This is a genomic window from Microcystis aeruginosa NIES-2549, from assembly GCF_000981785.2.
Lineage (GTDB): Bacteria > Cyanobacteriota > Cyanobacteriia > Cyanobacteriales > Microcystaceae > Microcystis > Microcystis aeruginosa_C.
In genome coordinates, this window is the sequence record NZ_CP011304.1 from 1,388,483 (window position 1) to 1,405,471 (window position 16,989).

Sequence of the window (16,989 nt, forward strand, 5' to 3'; positions counted from 1 at the left end):
ACAAACGGAAACTTTTGACTCCAAAAAACGTCTTTGGGCAAGTTGACCAAATTTTGATATACTAAGGTGATAAAATTGCCCACCATACTGACTCGATCGCCAATGAAGTCTAGAAAAGGGTTAATCTCGGTCAAGCAAGCTTATCTAAAAATTCTATCGGTGATCCTAGTTCTGGCGATAATTGGTTTATCGGTAGTAGGAAACTATGGTATCACTTGGGACGAACCGATCGAAGTGGATATGGTCAATCATAATCTCGAATATATCCGAGAAAACAAGCCCATATCAGAAATGTCGCGTCATTACGGCTTTTATTTTAACTACATATCCCAACTTATCTATGAAACCAAAGAAAATTTTTTCCCTGCTACCCCCAATCTTCCCCCCAATCCCACCGATAAGGAGGAATGGCTATCGAGGATCTGGCAAATAACCCGGGTTAAGCACGTTGTCACCTTTCTTTTTTCCCTGATTACCTATCTATCGGTGGTGGGAATCGTCGCTATCCTAGCAGGAATCGAATCTGCTTGGTTAGGTGCGCTAATTTTAGCCCTATTTCCCGCTTTTTGGGGTCATAGCTTCTTTAATCCCAAAGATATTCCCTTTGCAGCCATGTTCACCCTCGGAACCTTCGCCGGTTCCCTATTGCTAGATAAATATTTTCGATCCGAAAATCAGGCTATTAAACTAGGATTTAACCGTTTAACCGTTTATTCTTGTCTCTACGGGGTTCTCGCTGGTTTAATCACCGGAATTCGCATCGGTGGCTTTTTTATCCTCTTTTATCTCATCTTCGCCCATCTGGTGGCCCGATGGGATCTCAAAACCCTCCCCAAAACTCTCTGGCGTTTTCTGCCCCTATACGCAGTTATTATAATTTTTTGGGCAATAACAACCTATATAGTCCATCCTGCCGCTTGGAGAGACCCGATTACTTGGTTTATCGAAGCGATAACCCTCATGTCAAAGTATAACATCTGGGATAATACGGTTCTCTTTGACGGTCAAAATATCCCCGGTCGTTCCCTACCGTGGTACTATCTACCCCGGCTATTTTCCCTCACCACCCCCGTCCTCCTGCAAATCGCCGCCCTGGTCGGTGTAATTGGGATTTTGACAAAAATGACCAAATTAACGCCAACCCAGCGTGCTTGCGCCCTAATCACCGTACTCCAAGCGTTTTTACTGCCTACCGTTGCTATCCTGCGTCAATCTACTCTCTACGACGGCATCCGTCACTTTTTATTTGTCATTCCCGCCCTAGCAGCGATCGCAACTACGGTCATTATTTGGACATACCATAAACTCAAACAAAAGTCAATAAAAATCTTTCTCACTACCCTGCTAATCCTCAACTTTAGCCTCATTGTCCACGACATGATTAGCCTACATCCCTACGAATACACCTACTATAATCGCGCCTACGGAGGCTTAAAAGCTGCCCACGGTCAACAGGAAACCGATTACTGGGGATTAAGTCTCAAAGAGGGGATGGAATGGCTTAATCAAAATGCCGCCGCTAACTCTACCATTGTCGTTGCCGGTCCGATGTTTGCGGCAGAAATGGTAGAGAATCACCAACGAAACTTTACGATGATCTATCGAGATGACTTTGCTTGGGGAAAAGCTCCCGACCCCGATTATTACATGGGTTTATCCCGATACGATTATTTCCAAGCTTTCCCCCATTGTCCCACTGTTCACGCCGTCCAACGCCAAGAAACCCCCCTAACTATCATTAAACATTGTCGTCAGCCATGATCGAAATGACCTCTATTCCGCCGATTTCCCTGCAAAACTACCGTATCGCCGCGATTATTCCCTGTCACAACGAAGAACTAACAATCGCTAAAGTTGTCTCCCAATTCCAAACTTTTTTGCCAGAAGCGGCAATTTATGTTTATAACAACCGCTCTAGCGATGATACCGTGACCGAAGCACTGAAAGCGGGGGCGATCGTTCGTCAGGAAATCCAGCCGGGGAAAGGCAATGTTGTCCGGCGGATGTTTGCCGATATCGAGGCCGATATCTATATTCTTATTGATGGCGATGATACCTACGAAATTGCGGCAGTACGTCGCTTAATTGAACGAATGCTGGGGGAACAATTGGATATGGTCGTCGGTGCGCGTCGGGAAGCGGTAAAATCCTCCCAGGCTTATCGTCCGGGTCATCGCGCTGGTAATCTATTTTTAACAGGATTCGTGAAATTTCTGTTTGGAGCGCGTTTAATCGATATGCTCTCCGGTTATCGCGTCTTTTCCCGTCGTTTCGTCAAATCTTTTCCCGCTTTATCCAATGGTTTCGAGATTGAAACCGAGTTAACTATCCACGCTTTAGAATTAAAAATTCCCTTCGCTGAAGAACCAACCCTCTACGGGGAACGTCCCGAGGGTTCCCAAAGTAAGTTAAAAACCTTTCAAGATGGCTGGCGGGTATTGGGAACCGCTATCCTACTATTTAAAGAAATTCGTCCTTTTCTCTTTTTTAGCCTTGTCTCGCTGATTTTGGCGCTTATTTCCCTCCTCTTAGCGATCCCCGTCCTGTTTGAATACCTCGAAACCGGCCTAGTACCACGTTTTCCCACCGCTATTTTATCGGCCTCGATCATGCTTTTAGCCTTTTTAAGTTTGACCTGTGGCATGATCCTCGATTCCGTCTCCCGGGGACGAAAAGAGATGAAACGAATGGCTTATCTAGCTAACAGTTGGCCAAAAGGTTAGGGGGAAAAGTTCACTAAACATACAGGTCTAGGTCACATATCGGGTTAAATCGTCTGTAACTGTTGCAGCACGGAGGAGGGTTTTTTGCCAATAAACTCCGCTGGCGAAATTTGATATTTAATCAGATTGGCTAATTCCTCTAGTTGGCTGATGGCTTCCGCACCTTCGAGTTTCATTAACTCTCGGTCGTCCCGCATTTCTGTCCAAGTGATGCCGTAATCGGACACGAGAAACCGAATTAGATGGGTTTCACCCAATCCCACCATAAAGGATGCGCTGTTCATTTGACCGCCACAGGTGTAGCAAGATGCTAGATAACCTTGATTTTCCAATGCGATCGCTAAGGCCTGTAAATCCATGACTAAGTCTTTGACCAGTTGGCGATGCTGTTCTGCAAGTCGTTTAAACACAATTTTCCTCCTGATAACACTCCTCAATTATAAAACCTTAATACTTTTTTAAGATTCTTGCTTGAGAAAATAAGGTATGTGAACCAAGTTTTTTTACGGATGTTAAGCAACAAAATGTAAAGAACCCGAGGCCTAGGGTAGCGTGAATTCCTGAGTTCGCCAAGTATATATAACTACAAAGCCACCAGTTTATCCATCTTTCCACCTCCTCGATCCCAACCATTCCCATCATGCCCATTTTTAAAGTTTATGATCCGGTTTCGACAAAAAAGTTCGTAAATCTATATTGACAATTACATAAACCTATGCTTCTATGCCGGATGCGGAGGGGTGTGGGGTGTGGGGTGTAGGGTGTAGGGTGTGGGGTGTCGGGTGTCGGGTGTGGGGAGAATAAATAAAAATAATCTCCTGTCTCCTGACTCCTGATCACTGATCACTGATTGCTGATAAGATTGTTACGAAAATATAAACACGAAATTCTATAGTTAGCCATGACCCAAAACGGAAGCTCGAAGTCGATCGTTGTCTCTCCCTCGATCCTATCGGCGGATTTTAGTAAATTAGGAGCCGATATCGAGGCTGTGGATAAGGCAGGAGCCGATTGGATTCACGTTGATGTGATGGATGGTCGTTTTGTCCCGAATATCACCATTGGACCCCTGATTGTCTCCGCTATTCGTCCCTATACGAAAAAACCTTTAGATGTGCATTTAATGATCGTCGAACCAGAAAAATATGTGGCTGACTTTGCGAAAGCGGGTGCTGACATTATTTCTGTTCACGCTGAACATAATGCTTCTCCCCACCTTCATCGTACTCTTTGTCAGATCCGCGAACTCGGTAAACAAGCGGGTGTGGTATTAAATCCCTCCACTCCCTTAGATTTAATCGAATATGTGCTGCATTTGTGCGATTTAGTCCTAATTATGAGCGTTAACCCCGGTTTTGGTGGCCAGAGTTTTATCCCGGAAGTTGTCCCCAAAATCCGTCAATTACGCCAAATGTGCGATGAAAGAGGCTTGGATCCCTGGATTGAAGTGGATGGCGGCTTGAAACCGGCTAATACTTGGCAAGTTCTCGAAGCGGGTGCTAATGCGATCGTAGCAGGTTCGGCGGTATTTAATGCCCCCGATTACGCGGCGGCGATCGAAGGTATCCGTAACAGCAAACGTCCCCAACCTCAATTAGCCACGGTTTAATTGCCGCAGGGGTGGGTTAGCTGTTGATTAATTATCTTAGTATTGGCACTAACCCACTCTGCTGATTTGTTCTAAAACCTGCCGCCATAAACCCGAATTAGAGACGGCTAAAACTTCGCTAGAATCAGCTTTTAGGGGATTACCAGACCAATCGCTAATTATTCCGCCCGCACCTTCAATAATCGGGATTAAAGCACAAAAATCGTAGTATTTCAGGTCTGATTCTAGGATTACCATCGGCATGGCAGTGCAGCCAGTGGCTAACATCATATAGTTATAACAATCACCCCCAAAAGCGGTACGTTTACAGACGCTTTGCAGCTGACGAGCGATCGCCTGTTGTCGTTCTGTGATAAACATTAAGGGAGTGGTGGAGGCTAAACAGGCATTTTTTAAGACAAGTTCCCGATCCTGACGATAGGGATTAACAATCATCTGGTTATTATAAAGACTGGCTTTTCCCTTCACTCCTAACCAGCGATCGCCTAAAATCGGTTGATCGACAATTCCTAAAATCGGTTGATTTTCTGCCACTAGGCCGATTAAAGTTCCAAAAATCGGCAATCCTTTGACAAAAGAGGATGTGCCATCGATCGGATCCAACACCCAATAACGACCACTTTGGGAGGGAATATTGGCTCCTTCTTCCCGAATAACCCCATCTTCGGGTAATTCTCGCTGAATAATCGCCACCATCGCCTCCTCAGCTTCTTGATCGGCGATTGTTACTATTGAGGAAACTTGCTCGAGTTTGGTCTCGGTTTCTAGATGGGGCTGCCGAAAATAGCGCCGGATAATCTCTCCAGACGCGTCCGCTAATTGATGAGCTAGTTGGATAGTGCGATCGATATTCATCAATAAAAGTTATCCATACAGGAAAACAATAATGTTTATTTATGGTAGAGGGGAGAGGGGAGAGGTGGGGGATTTAGCGTAAATTTCCCTATCACCCTAAATCTCTATTGCCTCTTGCATAGTGCGATCAATATTCATCAATAAAAGTTATCCATACAGGAAAACAATAATGTTTATTTATGGGAAAGGGGAATTCGGGAATTGGGGGAAATTTCCCTATCACCCTAAATCTCTATTGCCTCTTGCATAGTGCGATCGATATTCATCAATAAAAGTTATCCATAGTGGAAAACAATAATGTTTATTTATGGTAAAGGGGAAGTGGGGAAGTGGGGGAAATTTGCCTATCACCCTAAATCCCTATTGCCGCGTCGAAGCTAGAACTATCAGTGGGTAACAGTTTGATTTTGACTCCATAATTAAATTAGTCAACGATCGACTCAATCTCAAGACGAGAAAAAATTAATCTATTAGGAGTTTAGCTGATGACGGCTTTTACGGAAAATGACCTAAAAAGGTTAGAAAATCTGATTATCAATGGACAAAAAGCGATCGAAACTCGTTTAACCTCTCTGGAGAATGGACAAAAAGCGATCGAAACTCGTTTAACCTCTCTGGAGAATGGACAAAAAGCGATCGAAACTCGTTTAACCTCTCTGGAGAATGGACAAAAAGCGATCGAGAATAGTGTCGGAGAGATCAAAAGAGAAATTCAGGTCTTAGAGATAGGACAGACGGAAATTAAGGGAGAAATCAGGACTTTAGACGCAAAAATCACCGGTTTAAATGAAAGAGTGCAACTCATCGAGGCATCCGTGGGAAAAATTCCCGATTTAGCTGAAAAAATCGGGGGGGTAAAAAACTGGATTCGGGGAAAATAAAACTAGGCCATGTAACATAGTATTAAGCATTTGTATATTTTTATTAATTTTTATGGAACAGACAGCTTTAAATCTGATCGCGATTACCGTTTTTTCGATCACTCTTTCCGTATTTGTCACCCCTTTGCTGTCTATTTCGCCTTTTGTCCCCGCTTTAGCTACTCTTAGCCTCTTGGGATTAGTTACCGTCGATACTCTCACCTTTAATAACCGGGGCGTGACTTTACTACTGGATGCTCTTTCTCCCAGTAAACACCGTCAAAGAGTTATTCACCACGAAGCCGGACATTTTCTCACCGCTTATATTTTGGGCATTCCGATCGCCAGTTATAGTTTGACCGCCTGGGAAGCCTTTCGTCAAGGCCAGGAGGGAGTCGGCGGCGTTCAATTTGACATAGCAGATTTAGAGCAAAAAGTCAAGAACTTTACCGATTTTCCTGCTTTTTTAGAGCGAATTTCTACGGTGTGGATGGCGGGAATTGCTGCCGAAACCTTAGTTTATGGTAAAGCGGAGGGGGGAGAAAGCGATCGATTTTATCTGCAATCGGCCTTAAAATTAGCGGGGGTTCCTGAGAATAATTATGCCCAAAAAGAGCGCTGGAGTTTATTACAGGCAAAAACTCTTTTAGAAAAACAACAGACTGCCTATCAAGCTTTAGTGATAGCTATGGAAAAAAGGGCCAGTGTGGAAGAATGCTGTCGGGTGATTAGTGAAAGTTTAGTATAACGGGAAAAGTAATCAGGGATAGATTTGATAATTTCTCCGTTAAATTATTTATGAATAATCAGAGCATTCAATCCGATCAGCGATTAGCTTTAATTGTGCGCGGAGCAGTACAAGGGGTCGGTTTTCGTCCTTTTGTTTATCGATTAGCAACGGAATTAAACCTAACTGGTTGGGTGAATAATACAGCAGCGGGAGTTTTTATTGAAGTCGAGGGCAATCGAGACAAACTAGAAACTTTTTTGAATCGATTATCTTTAGAAAAACCACCTCAATCGCTAATTGAAAATATTGAGAATCAATGGTTAAATCCTATCGGTTATCAAAACTTTAGCATACGTCCTAGCAGCGGCGGTGAAAAAAATACAATTGTTCTGCCCGATTTAGCCACTTGTCCCGATTGTTTAGCCGATATTTTTGACCCTAATAATCGTCGTTATCGCTATCCTTTTACTAACTGCACTAACTGCGGTCCTCGCTACAGTATTATCGAGAGTTTACCCTATGATCGCAGTGCCACAACTATGAGGGATTTTAATCAGTGTCCCGAATGTCAAAGGGAATACGAAAACCCTCTGGATCGCCGTTTTCATGCCCAACCGAATGCCTGTCCTAGTTGCGGACCCCAAATTAGTCTTTTAGATAGTCAAGGCTCTGTATTAGCGGAAAAAGATCAAGCTTTAATCGCTACTGCTAGAGCAATTAAACAGGGAAAAATTATAGCGATCAAAGGGTTAGGAGGATTTCACCTAGTTGTCGATGCAAAAAATACGGAAGCAGTGCAAAAATTGCGACAACGTAAACAGCGACCAGATAAGCCTTTTGCCGTGATGTATCCTAATCTTGAGTTAGTGAAAAACCACGGTTATGTATCTTCTTTAGAATCGCAATTATTGCAGTCTCCTGCTGCGGCAATCGTCCTGATTAAACAAAGAAAAAATTATCTTTCTCCTTCGGTTTCTCCGGGTAATCCCTATCTAGGAGTCATGTTACCCTATACTCCCCTGCATCATCTTTTATTAGCAGAATTAGGCTTTCCTATTGTAGCAACCAGTGGTAATCTAGCCGATGAACCTATCTGTATTGAGGAAAAAGAAGCTTTAGAAAAATTAGGAAAAATCGCCGATTTATTTCTAGTTCATAATCGTCCCATAGTTCGACCAGTGGATGACTCTATTATCAGGGAAATGGCGGGAAAAGCGATGATTTTGCGCCGTGCGCGGGGATATGCTCCCTTTCCAGTTAAAGTTAATGAGGGAGATTTTACCCCGATTCTGGCCGTGGGAAGTTATTTTAAAAATACCGTGGCTATCTACCAAAAAAATCAAGTTTTTATTAGTCAACATATCGGCGATTTAGATACGGTTAATGCTGTCAATCATTTTGAAAATATCCTCGATAGTTTAAAAAAATTATACGAGTTTGCACCCGAAGTTATTGCCTGTGATGCTCATCCTGAATATCTAGCAACCAAGTACGCTTATAGCTTAAATTTGCCCGTTATTCCCATTCAACACCATTACGCTCACGTTTTATCCTGCATGGCAGAACATCAGCTACAACCTCCAGTTTTAGGGGTTGCTTGGGATGGAACAGGATACGGTTTAGACGGCACAATTTGGGGGGGAGAATTTATCCATATTGCTGCCGATTCTTGGCAGCGCGTCGCCCATTTTAAACCCTGGCCATTACCCGGAGGAGAAAAAGCAGTTAAAGAACCCAGACGAGTAGCTTTAGGATTACTAGAAGTTATGGAAAATACTGATAGGATAAAATCAGCTTTTAGTGAACAGGAATGGTCTATTTTTAGGCAAATGTTAACCAGAAAAATTAATTGTCCTTTAACTTCTAGTGTCGGACGTTTGTTTGATGGTGTGGCGGCGATTCTAGGTTTATGTTATCAATTAAGTTTTGAGGGACAGGGAGCAATGCAGTTAGAATTTGCCCTTGAAGGCATTAAAACGGAAGAATATTATCATTTTTCTTTATCCGCCGACTCCCCCATAGTTATTGATTGGAATCAGATAATTTTAGGAGTTGTTGAAGATTTAGAAAAACCAGTACAAATCGGCATAATTGCCGCTAAATTTCATAATAGTTTAAGTGAGATTATTGTAGAAATTGCTCACCAAATAGGTAGAGAAAAAATTCTCCTGACGGGAGGCTGTTTTCAAAATCGTTATCTAACGGAAAGAACAATTAATCGCCTACAAGCTTCGGGATTTCAACCCTACTGGCAGCAAACTGTCCCCACTAATGATGGTGGTATTAGCCTTGGTCAAATTATCGGGGCTTTTTCTGAACTTAAACGGTTCTAGATAGGATAAAATTAACTTCTTGGTTAGGATAGGCAAGAGGCAAGAGGCAAGAGGTAAGAGGTATTTATAAGCGTTAAAGATAAACCACAGAGACACGAAGAACACAGAGAGAGCCGATTTTTTTCTAGAATGTTAAACGATGCCACTCGACGATTTTATTGCCTACTTTCAAAATAATTGCTTGACCTAAACCCAGTTCTTGTGTCACATTAACTAGATGGGCAAAATTTTGACGGGTGATTGCTAGTCCCTGCAAACAGGCTAGAAAATCGAGACAGAGAACCGTAGAAAATTCCCAGGTTTGTCGGTAAACACGGCAATTATCCGGTAAAAAAGCCACAAGAGTGCGAAAATGACTCAAAGCGGCTTTCTCAAAATTGGCGCTAGTGCAGTCAAAAGACGAGTGCTGATAGCTCATAAAAACTTTGCCTGATAGAGAAAGAGCAGGGTTTCCCTCAGACTAGCACCTCGCTTCTGGGGATCACGTTCCCTTTAGAATTTCTCAATAGACTGGCAAATCCCCCCAGAGGGGTATCCTTACCCGCGAGCAAATCGCTAGAAGCTAGGTTTCTTCCCGGAGATGGTGTACTTTAGATATTGATGTCCTTCCGGCTGGCAAGATAACCCGCAAATTTCCCCACTCGTCCCCAGCGATAAAAGGCTGTATTTAGTCAAAAATCAAGTGTTGACTTTGATGCAAAACTTGCCAAGTAAAAAATGATGACAGCCTCAAGTTGCCGCTTAACTACTTGACTAATTAACTGATAACTGGTAACTAAAATTATGAATAATGCAATTGTCAAACCGAGAGATGTACAAGTAGCACCGATAGCCGCCGATACTTTTGTCTTTCGTTCCCGCACTTGGGACCGGTTAAAATTCGAGATCGAATACGGATTACAAAAGGGAACCACCGCCAATAGTTATCTGATTAAAGGTGAAAAGGTCGCTCTTTTTGATCCACCGGGAGAATCATTCTCGGATATATTTTTAGAGGCTTTAACTAAAAGAATCGATCCGAAAACTATTGATTATATTATCCTCGGTCACGTTAACCCCAATCGTGCCGTCACCCTCAAGGCACTTTTAGAAATCGCTCCTCAAGTCACTTTTGTTTGTTCTAATCCGGGGGCAATTTCCCTGACAAAAATTCTCGAAACCGAAGCATTAAATCTGTTCGTTGTCAAGGGGGAAGAAATATTAAATTTAGGAGCAAATCATCAATTAGAATTTATCCCCACTCCTAACCCCAGATTTCCCGATCAACTCTGTACCTACGACAGCAAAACTGATATTCTCTACACCGATAAATTATTCGGAGCGCACGTTTGTGGCGACCAAATTTTTGATGAGGGTTGGAGCGTTTATAACGAAGATCGGCGTTATTATTTTGATTGTCTCATGGCTCCCTATGCCAGCCAAATTAGCAACGCTTTGGAGAAATTAGCCGCTAAATCGCCCTTATTTTATGCTGTTGGTCACGGTCCGTTGGTGCGTTACGCGATGCACGAATTGACCCTTTCCTATCAACAATGGTTAGCAGTACAAAAGTCCCAAGAGTTGACAATCGCCCTGATTTATGCTAGTGCCTACGGCAACACCGCCACCCTCGCTCAAGCGATCGCCATGGGGATCACGAAAGCGGCAGTAGCAGTCACGGCGATTAATGCCGAGTTCGCTGAACCAGACGAGATCAAAACGGCGATCGAAAAAAGTGTCGGTTTTATCTTTGGTTCCCCCACTTTGGGAGGACACGCACCGACTCCCATCCAAACCGCCTTGGGGATTACCCTGTCCAATGGCGATAAAAGCAAGCTGGTGGGGGTTTTTGGCTCCTACGGTTGGAGTGGGGAAGCGATCGATCTTTTGGAAGGTAAATTCCGGGATGGCGGTTATCGCTTCGGTTTTGAGCCAATTCGGGTTAAATTTAAGCCCACAGAGGCAGTTTTAAAGACCTGTGAGGAAGCGGGAACCGATTTCGCTCAAGCAGTCAAAAAAGCTCGCAAAAGCAGACAACCGAAAACTAATGTTAACCAATCCCAAAGCGATCGGCGATCGCAGTCCCTGGGACGTTTGGTGGGTTCTCTCTGTATCGTCACCTGCGAATTGGGGGAATTGCGCGGCGCCATGTTAGCCTCTTGGGTGTCGCAAGCGACGTTCACACCCCCCGGATTGACTATTGCCGTGGCGAAAGAACGAGCGATCGAGTCTCTGCTTTATAGCGGTACGCCTTTTGTCCTTAATATCCTCCAAGAAGGTCAACATTTGGCTTTAATGAAGCATTTTCTTAAACCTTTTTCCCCCGGAGAAGATCGTTTTGCTCATATCGAAACCACTAAAGCTGAAAACGGTGGGCCGATTCTGGCCGAAGCGCTCGCTTATCTGGAATGTCGGGTAGAACAACGAATGGAGTGTGGTGATCATTGGCTGATTTATGCGATCGCAGAAAAAGGCAGGGTTTTACACCAGGGTTTAACCGCCATCCATCATCGCAAATCTGGCAGTTATTATTAACTCATGGTGACGGGCAAGGGATCGCAAAAAACAAGGGTTTCGGCTGATCCCGAAAGTGAACAATACTCTCCCCTATCCTTCTGCTACTGTTTGTAAAACAAGATCAATAAATTTCTGGCTGTATTATATGCCTTGTTGTTGCATCGTTTCTATGTAAGGTTTGACTGCAGCGATCTTTCCCAACTGTTTTGCTTTAATTAAAATACCGATCGAACCTGTAATTGGAATATTGAGAGATTTACATACCTGACGAGCAGCTAATTCATCGATAAGCACTAAAGAGGCTTTTTGTTCTAGTGCAAGGACGATGACTTCTGATTCTCCTCGATCCAGAGTCGGTAATAGTAAGGAAACCTGCTGTTGAGAGGCGATTTCTCGGACAGAAATCCACTGTTCTCGTAATAGATCGATCGAGCCAGTTTTGTCTTGATCGTAAGTGCTGATTTCAAGAGCTACCGCCTTAGGAATAATGATGCTTTTAACTATTTCTTGTAAAAGACCGAGTTGACCAATTCGCGCAAAAGCGATGAGGGGAGTAGCGTTACTTACAATCATCAGGCTCCAGTTTTTCTATTCCCTTTAATTCAACCGCTAACGCCGATTCGTCATAATCAAACAATACAATCCCTTTTTTAGACAAAATATCCATAAATTCTAGGCGATTAATTCTCGCTAATTCCGCCGCTTTTCCTAAAGAAAGTCGCTTTTCTTGAAAATAATAAATAGCGGCCAGAAGTTTAATTTCTTGACCGAGTTCATCAATTCCTATTTTTAAAGCGGCAAGAACATCGGGAGAAAATTCTAGATTTAATATTTCATTTTTCATTCTAAGTACCTAGTTAAAAATAAAGTTAACTTTAGAGACAAGGGAACTCCGGAACAGGGAACAGAAGGGTTTCTGACTTTTTTTAAGATGCCTCTTAATTATTACAGCTTACAGCGTTTGTCATAAAGATGAAGTATAATCTGATTTGGCATCGTCTCCTGACTCCTGATTGAGGTGATTAAACCGCACAGTGCGCTATTATAGCAGAGGGCAGAAGGCAGAAGGAAAATCCTTGCCAGAACTGAATTTTAGCGATTTAGGTTGTCCTAACCAACTCGTTCTCTGCTATAAGTCTTATTAAGGGGGTGTTAGACCGATGCAGGTGAGATAGTGGCAGCAATTCTCATTTTGAAACGATTTTGCGTTGTTTCAGCGATCTAGAGATTCGTTAAGAATTATTAACCCCTCTAGGTGCAAGGGTTTTAATGTCATGAAACCTTAAAATGAGAATTGCTGGAGGATAATACCTCCCATCGACTCTACCCACTTTATATCCATTTTGTCCTTAATATCCTCCAAGAAGGTCAACATTTGGCTTTAATGAAGCATTTTCTTAAACCTTTTTCCCCCGGGGAAGACCGTTTTGCTCATATCGAAACCACTAAAGCTGAGAACGGTGGGCCGATTCTGGCCGAAGCGCTCGCTTATCTGGAATGTCGGGTAGAACAACGAATGGAGTGCGGTGATCATTGGCTGCTTTATGCGATCGCAGAAAAAGGTAAGGTTTTACACCAGGGTTTAACCGCCATCCATCATCGCAAATCTGGCAGTTATTATTAATTTGTCGTTATGATCATTTCAGGGGGTGTTTTCAGGCAGGATAACCCACCCTGATTGGTCTAAAAATATATTCTTATGAAAAGTATTGTTTTAATTGTTGGCTTTGAAACCTTTAACAGGAATTTGTATCGGCAATCGGGCCTGTTGGCCAGTTCTAAATGTCCCGATTTAGAAGTAAAAGTATTTAGCGATAAATCCTTGACTAGCGAACCGGAAATAGTCGAGCAAGCTTTAGCCACTGCCGACGTTTTTTTTGCTAGTTTGATCTTCGATTACGATCAAGTTACTTGGCTGCGGCAACGAGCGGCACAGATTCCGATTCGCTTAGTTTTTGAGTCTGCTTTAGAGTTAATGAGTTTAACCCGTTTGGGAGAATTTGCCATCGGGGATAAACCAAAAGGAATGCCAAAACCAATTCAATTTATCTTGAGTAAATTTTCCAGTGGCAAGGAAGAAGATAAGTTAGCTGGTTATCTTAGTTTCCTCAAAACAGGTCCGAAACTACTGAAATTTATTCCCGCTAAAAAAGTTCAAGATTTGCGTAATTGGTTAATTATCTACGGTTATTGGAATGCGGGAGGAACCGAAAATGTTGCCGCTATGTGTTGGGTAATTGCCCAAAAATATCTAGGATTAAAAGTACAGGAAATACCCGAAGTTATTGAAACTCCTAATAAGGGACTATTACACCCCGATTATCAGGGTTATTTTCTCACTCCCCAAGAATATTTGACTTGGTATCAAAAAAATAAATCCCTTGATAAACCAGTGGTGGCACTGCTGCTTTATCGGAAGCACGTTATCAGTAAATTGCCCTATATTAATCAATTAATCCGTCATTTTGAAACGGCTAATTTAATTCCCCTACCCGTGTTTATTAACGGAGTAGAAGGCCATACAATTGTTCGGGATTGGTTAACCACAGACTACGAAATTCAGCAAAGAAAAAAAGGAATCATTGAAACTCCTTCTTTAAGTCAAGATGCGGTGACAGTAGATGCAATTGTTTCGACGATTGGCTTTCCTTTGGTGGGGGGTCCCGCGGGTTCTATGGAAGCAGGAAGACAGGTAGAAGTGGCTAAACGAATTCTGTCCGCTAAAAATATTCCTTATCTTATCGCTGCCCCTTTATTAATTCAAGATATTTATTCTTGGACAAGACAGGGAATCGGTGGTTTACAGAGTGTGGTTTTATACGCTTTACCAGAATTAGACGGGGCAATTGATACAATTCCTCTGGGGGGATTAGTCGGGGAAACTATCTATTTAATCCCCGAAAGATTACAGCGTTTAACTGGACGTTTAAATAGTTGGATTAAGTTACATAAAACCCCTCCGCAAGAACGCAAAATAGCCATCATTCTTTATGGATTTCCCCCGGGTTATGGGGCAGTTGGTACGGCAGCTTTATTAAATGTTCCCCGGAGTTTAGTTAAGTTTTTACAAGCTTTGCAAGCGCAGGGTTATAATGTGGGAACAATTCCCGAAGACGGGGAAGAAATTATTCAAAAAGTTAAATTTGCCGATGATGAAAATCTCTCTAAACAAAATCGTTTATCGATAGAAACTTTAGAAAATTGGCTAGGTTATCTGTTAACTTCTCGCATTGAAAAACACTGGAAATCTCTGAAAGATGCGGGGATAAAAACCATTGGCGACCAGTATCATTTAGGGGGAATTGAGTTAGGTAATATCTGGATTGGAGTGCAGCCACCTTTAGGCATTGCTGGGGATCCGATGCGGTTAATGTTTGAAAAAGATTTAACTCCTCACCCTCAGTATGCAGCCTTTTATCAGTGGTTACAAAAAGATTTTAAGACCGATGCTATCGTTCATTTTGGTATGCACGGAACTGTCGAATGGCTGCCCGGTTCACCCCTAGGAAATACTGGTTATTCTTGGTCAGATATTTTATTAGGAGATTTACCGAATTTATATATTTATGCCGCTAATAATCCCTCGGAATCTATCTTAGCTAAACGTCGCGGTTATGGGGTGTTAATTTCCCATAATGTGCCTCCCTACGGACGAGCGGGATTATATAAAGAATTGATGATTTTACGAGATTTGATTGCCGAGTTTCGAGAAAATCCTGAGAAAAATTACGCTTTAAGAGATAGTATTCTTCAAAAGATTATTGATACAGGTATCTCTAAAGATTGTCCTTTTCTGGAAGCAGAAAAACAGGGAATAGAATTCACTTTAGAAAATGCCAAATTATTTAGCCGCTATGCACTAACCGATTATTTTGTCAAGGTGTATAATTACTTACAAATCGTCGAACAAAGACTATTTTCTTCGGGTTTACACACCCTAGGAACTGCTCCCAACCAGGAAGAATTAAAAGGTTATCTTGATGCTTATTTTACCGATTTATCTGAGCGAGAATTTCAGCAAATTATCGCTGACGAAGCAACCAATGAAAAGCTTAAAGAAGGCATTGCTATTAAAAATTTATTAGGACAAAATAGCGAAGAATTAACTAATCTTTTGCGGGGATTAAATGGGGAATATGTACCACCGGCACCGGGGGGTGATTTACTCCGGGATGGTGCGGGAGTTTTACCCACAGGACGCAATATACACGCTTTGGATCCCTACCGGATGCCTTCCCCCGCAGCCTACACTCGCGGACGAGAAATCGCCAAAAAACTGCTAGAACAAAACTTAACCGAAAAAGGAAAATATCCCGAAACTGTAGCAGTTTTACTCTGGGGATTAGATGTGATTAAAACTAAGGGTGAATCCCTGGGTATTCTCCTAGAATTAGTCGGTGCGGAACCAGTGAAAGAGGGAACGGGAAGAATTGTCAGATATGAATTAAAACCTTTAGGGGAAATTGGACACCCGCGCATCGATATTTTGGCTAATTTATCGGGAATTTTTCGCGATACTTTTATCAATATTATCGAGTTATTGGATGATTTAATGCAGCGGGCAGCCGAGATAGAAGAATCGGAAAATGATAATTATATCCGTAAGCACTATTTAGCCTTAAAAAGTCAAGGGATTGACAATGCCAGCGCTCGTTTATTTTCCAATCCTGCTGGGGATTTTGGCTCTTTAGTTAATGACCAAGTAGTGGAGGGAAATTGGGACAATGACAACGAATTAGCGAAAACTTGGGAAAAGCGTAATGTTTTTAGTTATGGTCGTCAAGATAAGGGACAAGCGCGGCCAGAAGTGCTACAACAGTTATTAAAAACCAGTGAAAGTATTATCCAAGAAATTGACTCGGTAGAATACGGTTTAACCGATATTCAGGAATACTACGGCAACACGGGAGGATTAAAATTAGCCGCAGAAAAACAAAGCGGTAAACGGGTGATGACGAGTTTTGTCGAGAGTTTTTCCAATGATACAACTCCCCGCAAATTAGAGGAGGTTTTGCGCTTAGAATACCGCAGTAAATTACTCAATCCTAAATGGGCTAATGCCATGGTTAATCAAGGTTCCGGTGGGGCCTACGAAATCTCCCAAAGAATGACCGCTTTAATTGGTTGGGGCGGTACGGCTAATTTTAGTGACGATTGGGTGTATGATCAGGCAGCCGATACCTACGCTTTTGATGCAGAAATGGCGGAAAAATTGCGTCAAGCTAATCCCGAAGCTTTCCGTAATATTGTCGGTAGAATGTTAGAAGCACAGGGTCGCGGTTTTTGGCAAGCAGACCCCGACAAATTAGAGAAATTACAGGAATTATATCAATTGACCGATGAAAAGTTAGAAGGGGTTACTTAGGGTTTTTAGGCTGCATCT

Annotated in this window: 13 protein-coding genes and 1 pseudogene; 9 read left to right on the forward strand and 5 right to left on the reverse strand. The window is 42.5% G+C overall.

The features are described from left to right. Window positions 1–102 precede the first annotated feature (102 nt). Together myaer_RS06625 and myaer_RS06630 are read left to right on the forward strand one after the other, a co-directional pair. Window positions 103–1,761, forward strand: coding sequence for an ArnT family glycosyltransferase (locus tag myaer_RS06625; RefSeq protein WP_046661497.1), 1,659 nt, complete (start codon window positions 103–105; stop codon window positions 1,759–1,761). Continuing rightward, window positions 1,758–2,723, forward strand: coding sequence for a glycosyltransferase family 2 protein (locus tag myaer_RS06630; RefSeq protein ID WP_046661498.1), 966 nt, complete (start codon window positions 1,758–1,760; stop codon window positions 2,721–2,723). The genes myaer_RS06625 and myaer_RS06630 overlap by 4 nt, the downstream gene beginning before the upstream one ends. Window positions 2,724–2,767: 44 nt before the next feature. Here the strand turns inward: myaer_RS06630 and myaer_RS06635 are convergent, their stop codons facing one another. Then, a complete protein-coding gene (locus myaer_RS06635; protein WP_046661499.1) occupies window positions 2,768–3,133 on the reverse strand; it encodes a DUF1815 family protein in 366 nt (121 codons plus the stop codon). 491 nt (window positions 3,134–3,624) lie between these two features. Between myaer_RS06635 and rpe the strand changes: the two genes are divergently transcribed. Then, window positions 3,625–4,332 carry a ribulose-phosphate 3-epimerase gene (rpe, locus tag myaer_RS06640; protein ID WP_046661500.1) on the forward strand — a complete coding sequence of 236 codons (708 nt, stop codon included), beginning with the start codon at window positions 3,625–3,627 and terminating at the stop codon, window positions 4,330–4,332. A 48-nt stretch (window positions 4,333–4,380) separates the two neighbouring features. On the opposite strand, the gene hisN is transcribed toward rpe, so the two are convergent. Continuing rightward, window positions 4,381–5,187 (reverse strand): histidinol-phosphatase, encoded by an 807-nt coding sequence (hisN, locus tag myaer_RS06645; RefSeq protein WP_046661501.1) that lies wholly within the window; start codon window positions 5,185–5,187, stop codon window positions 4,381–4,383. A gap of 485 nt (window positions 5,188–5,672) precedes the next feature. On the opposite strand from hisN, the gene myaer_RS06650 reads away from it, so the two are divergent. The 3 genes from myaer_RS06650 to hypF are packed head-to-tail and all read left to right on the forward strand — an operon-like array spanning window position 5,673 to window position 9,110. After that, window positions 5,673–6,068, forward strand: a complete 396-nt coding sequence (locus tag myaer_RS06650; RefSeq protein WP_046661502.1) for a hypothetical protein — start codon at window positions 5,673–5,675, stop codon at window positions 6,066–6,068. Between the two features lie 52 nt (window positions 6,069–6,120). Then, complete coding sequence (locus myaer_RS06655; RefSeq protein ID WP_046661503.1) at window positions 6,121–6,795, forward strand: hypothetical protein; 675 nt, start codon at window positions 6,121–6,123, stop codon at window positions 6,793–6,795. A gap of 50 nt (window positions 6,796–6,845) precedes the next feature. After that, complete coding sequence (gene hypF, locus myaer_RS06660; RefSeq protein WP_046661504.1) at window positions 6,846–9,110, forward strand: carbamoyltransferase HypF; 2,265 nt, start codon at window positions 6,846–6,848, stop codon at window positions 9,108–9,110. A 124-nt stretch (window positions 9,111–9,234) separates the two neighbouring features. Here hypF and myaer_RS06665 read toward each other — a convergent pair whose 3' ends face one another. Beyond that, window positions 9,235–9,528: a hypothetical protein gene (locus myaer_RS06665; RefSeq protein WP_046661505.1), complete on the reverse strand. Its 294-nt coding sequence runs from the start codon at window positions 9,526–9,528 to the stop codon at window positions 9,235–9,237. Between the two features lie 365 nt (window positions 9,529–9,893). Between myaer_RS06665 and myaer_RS06670 the strand changes: the two genes are divergently transcribed. Beyond that, window positions 9,894–11,624 (forward strand): diflavin flavoprotein, encoded by a 1,731-nt coding sequence (locus myaer_RS06670; RefSeq protein WP_046661506.1) that lies wholly within the window; start codon window positions 9,894–9,896, stop codon window positions 11,622–11,624. 123 nt (window positions 11,625–11,747) lie between these two features. Here the strand turns inward: myaer_RS06670 and myaer_RS06675 are convergent, their stop codons facing one another. Together myaer_RS06675 and myaer_RS06680 are read right to left on the reverse strand one after the other, a co-directional pair. After that, entirely contained in the window at window positions 11,748–12,179 is a 432-nt protein-coding gene (locus tag myaer_RS06675) for a DUF3368 domain-containing protein (protein ID WP_046661507.1), read from the reverse strand. After that, window positions 12,166–12,450 carry a UPF0175 family protein gene (locus tag myaer_RS06680; RefSeq protein ID WP_002754799.1) on the reverse strand — a complete coding sequence of 95 codons (285 nt, stop codon included), beginning with the start codon at window positions 12,448–12,450 and terminating at the stop codon, window positions 12,166–12,168. Before myaer_RS06680 ends, myaer_RS06675 begins: the two co-directional genes overlap by 14 nt. 477 nt (window positions 12,451–12,927) lie before the next feature. Between myaer_RS06680 and myaer_RS06685 the strand changes: the two are divergent. Both myaer_RS06685 and bchH read left to right on the forward strand, forming a co-directional pair. Next, window positions 12,928–13,230 (forward strand): annotated as a pseudogene (locus myaer_RS06685) (flavin reductase family protein); the annotation flags it as partial. Between the two features lie 75 nt (window positions 13,231–13,305). Further along, window positions 13,306–16,971, forward strand: a complete 3,666-nt coding sequence (gene bchH / locus myaer_RS06690; RefSeq protein ID WP_046661508.1) for a magnesium chelatase subunit H — start codon at window positions 13,306–13,308, stop codon at window positions 16,969–16,971. The last annotated feature ends 18 nt before the right edge of the window (window positions 16,972–16,989 follow it).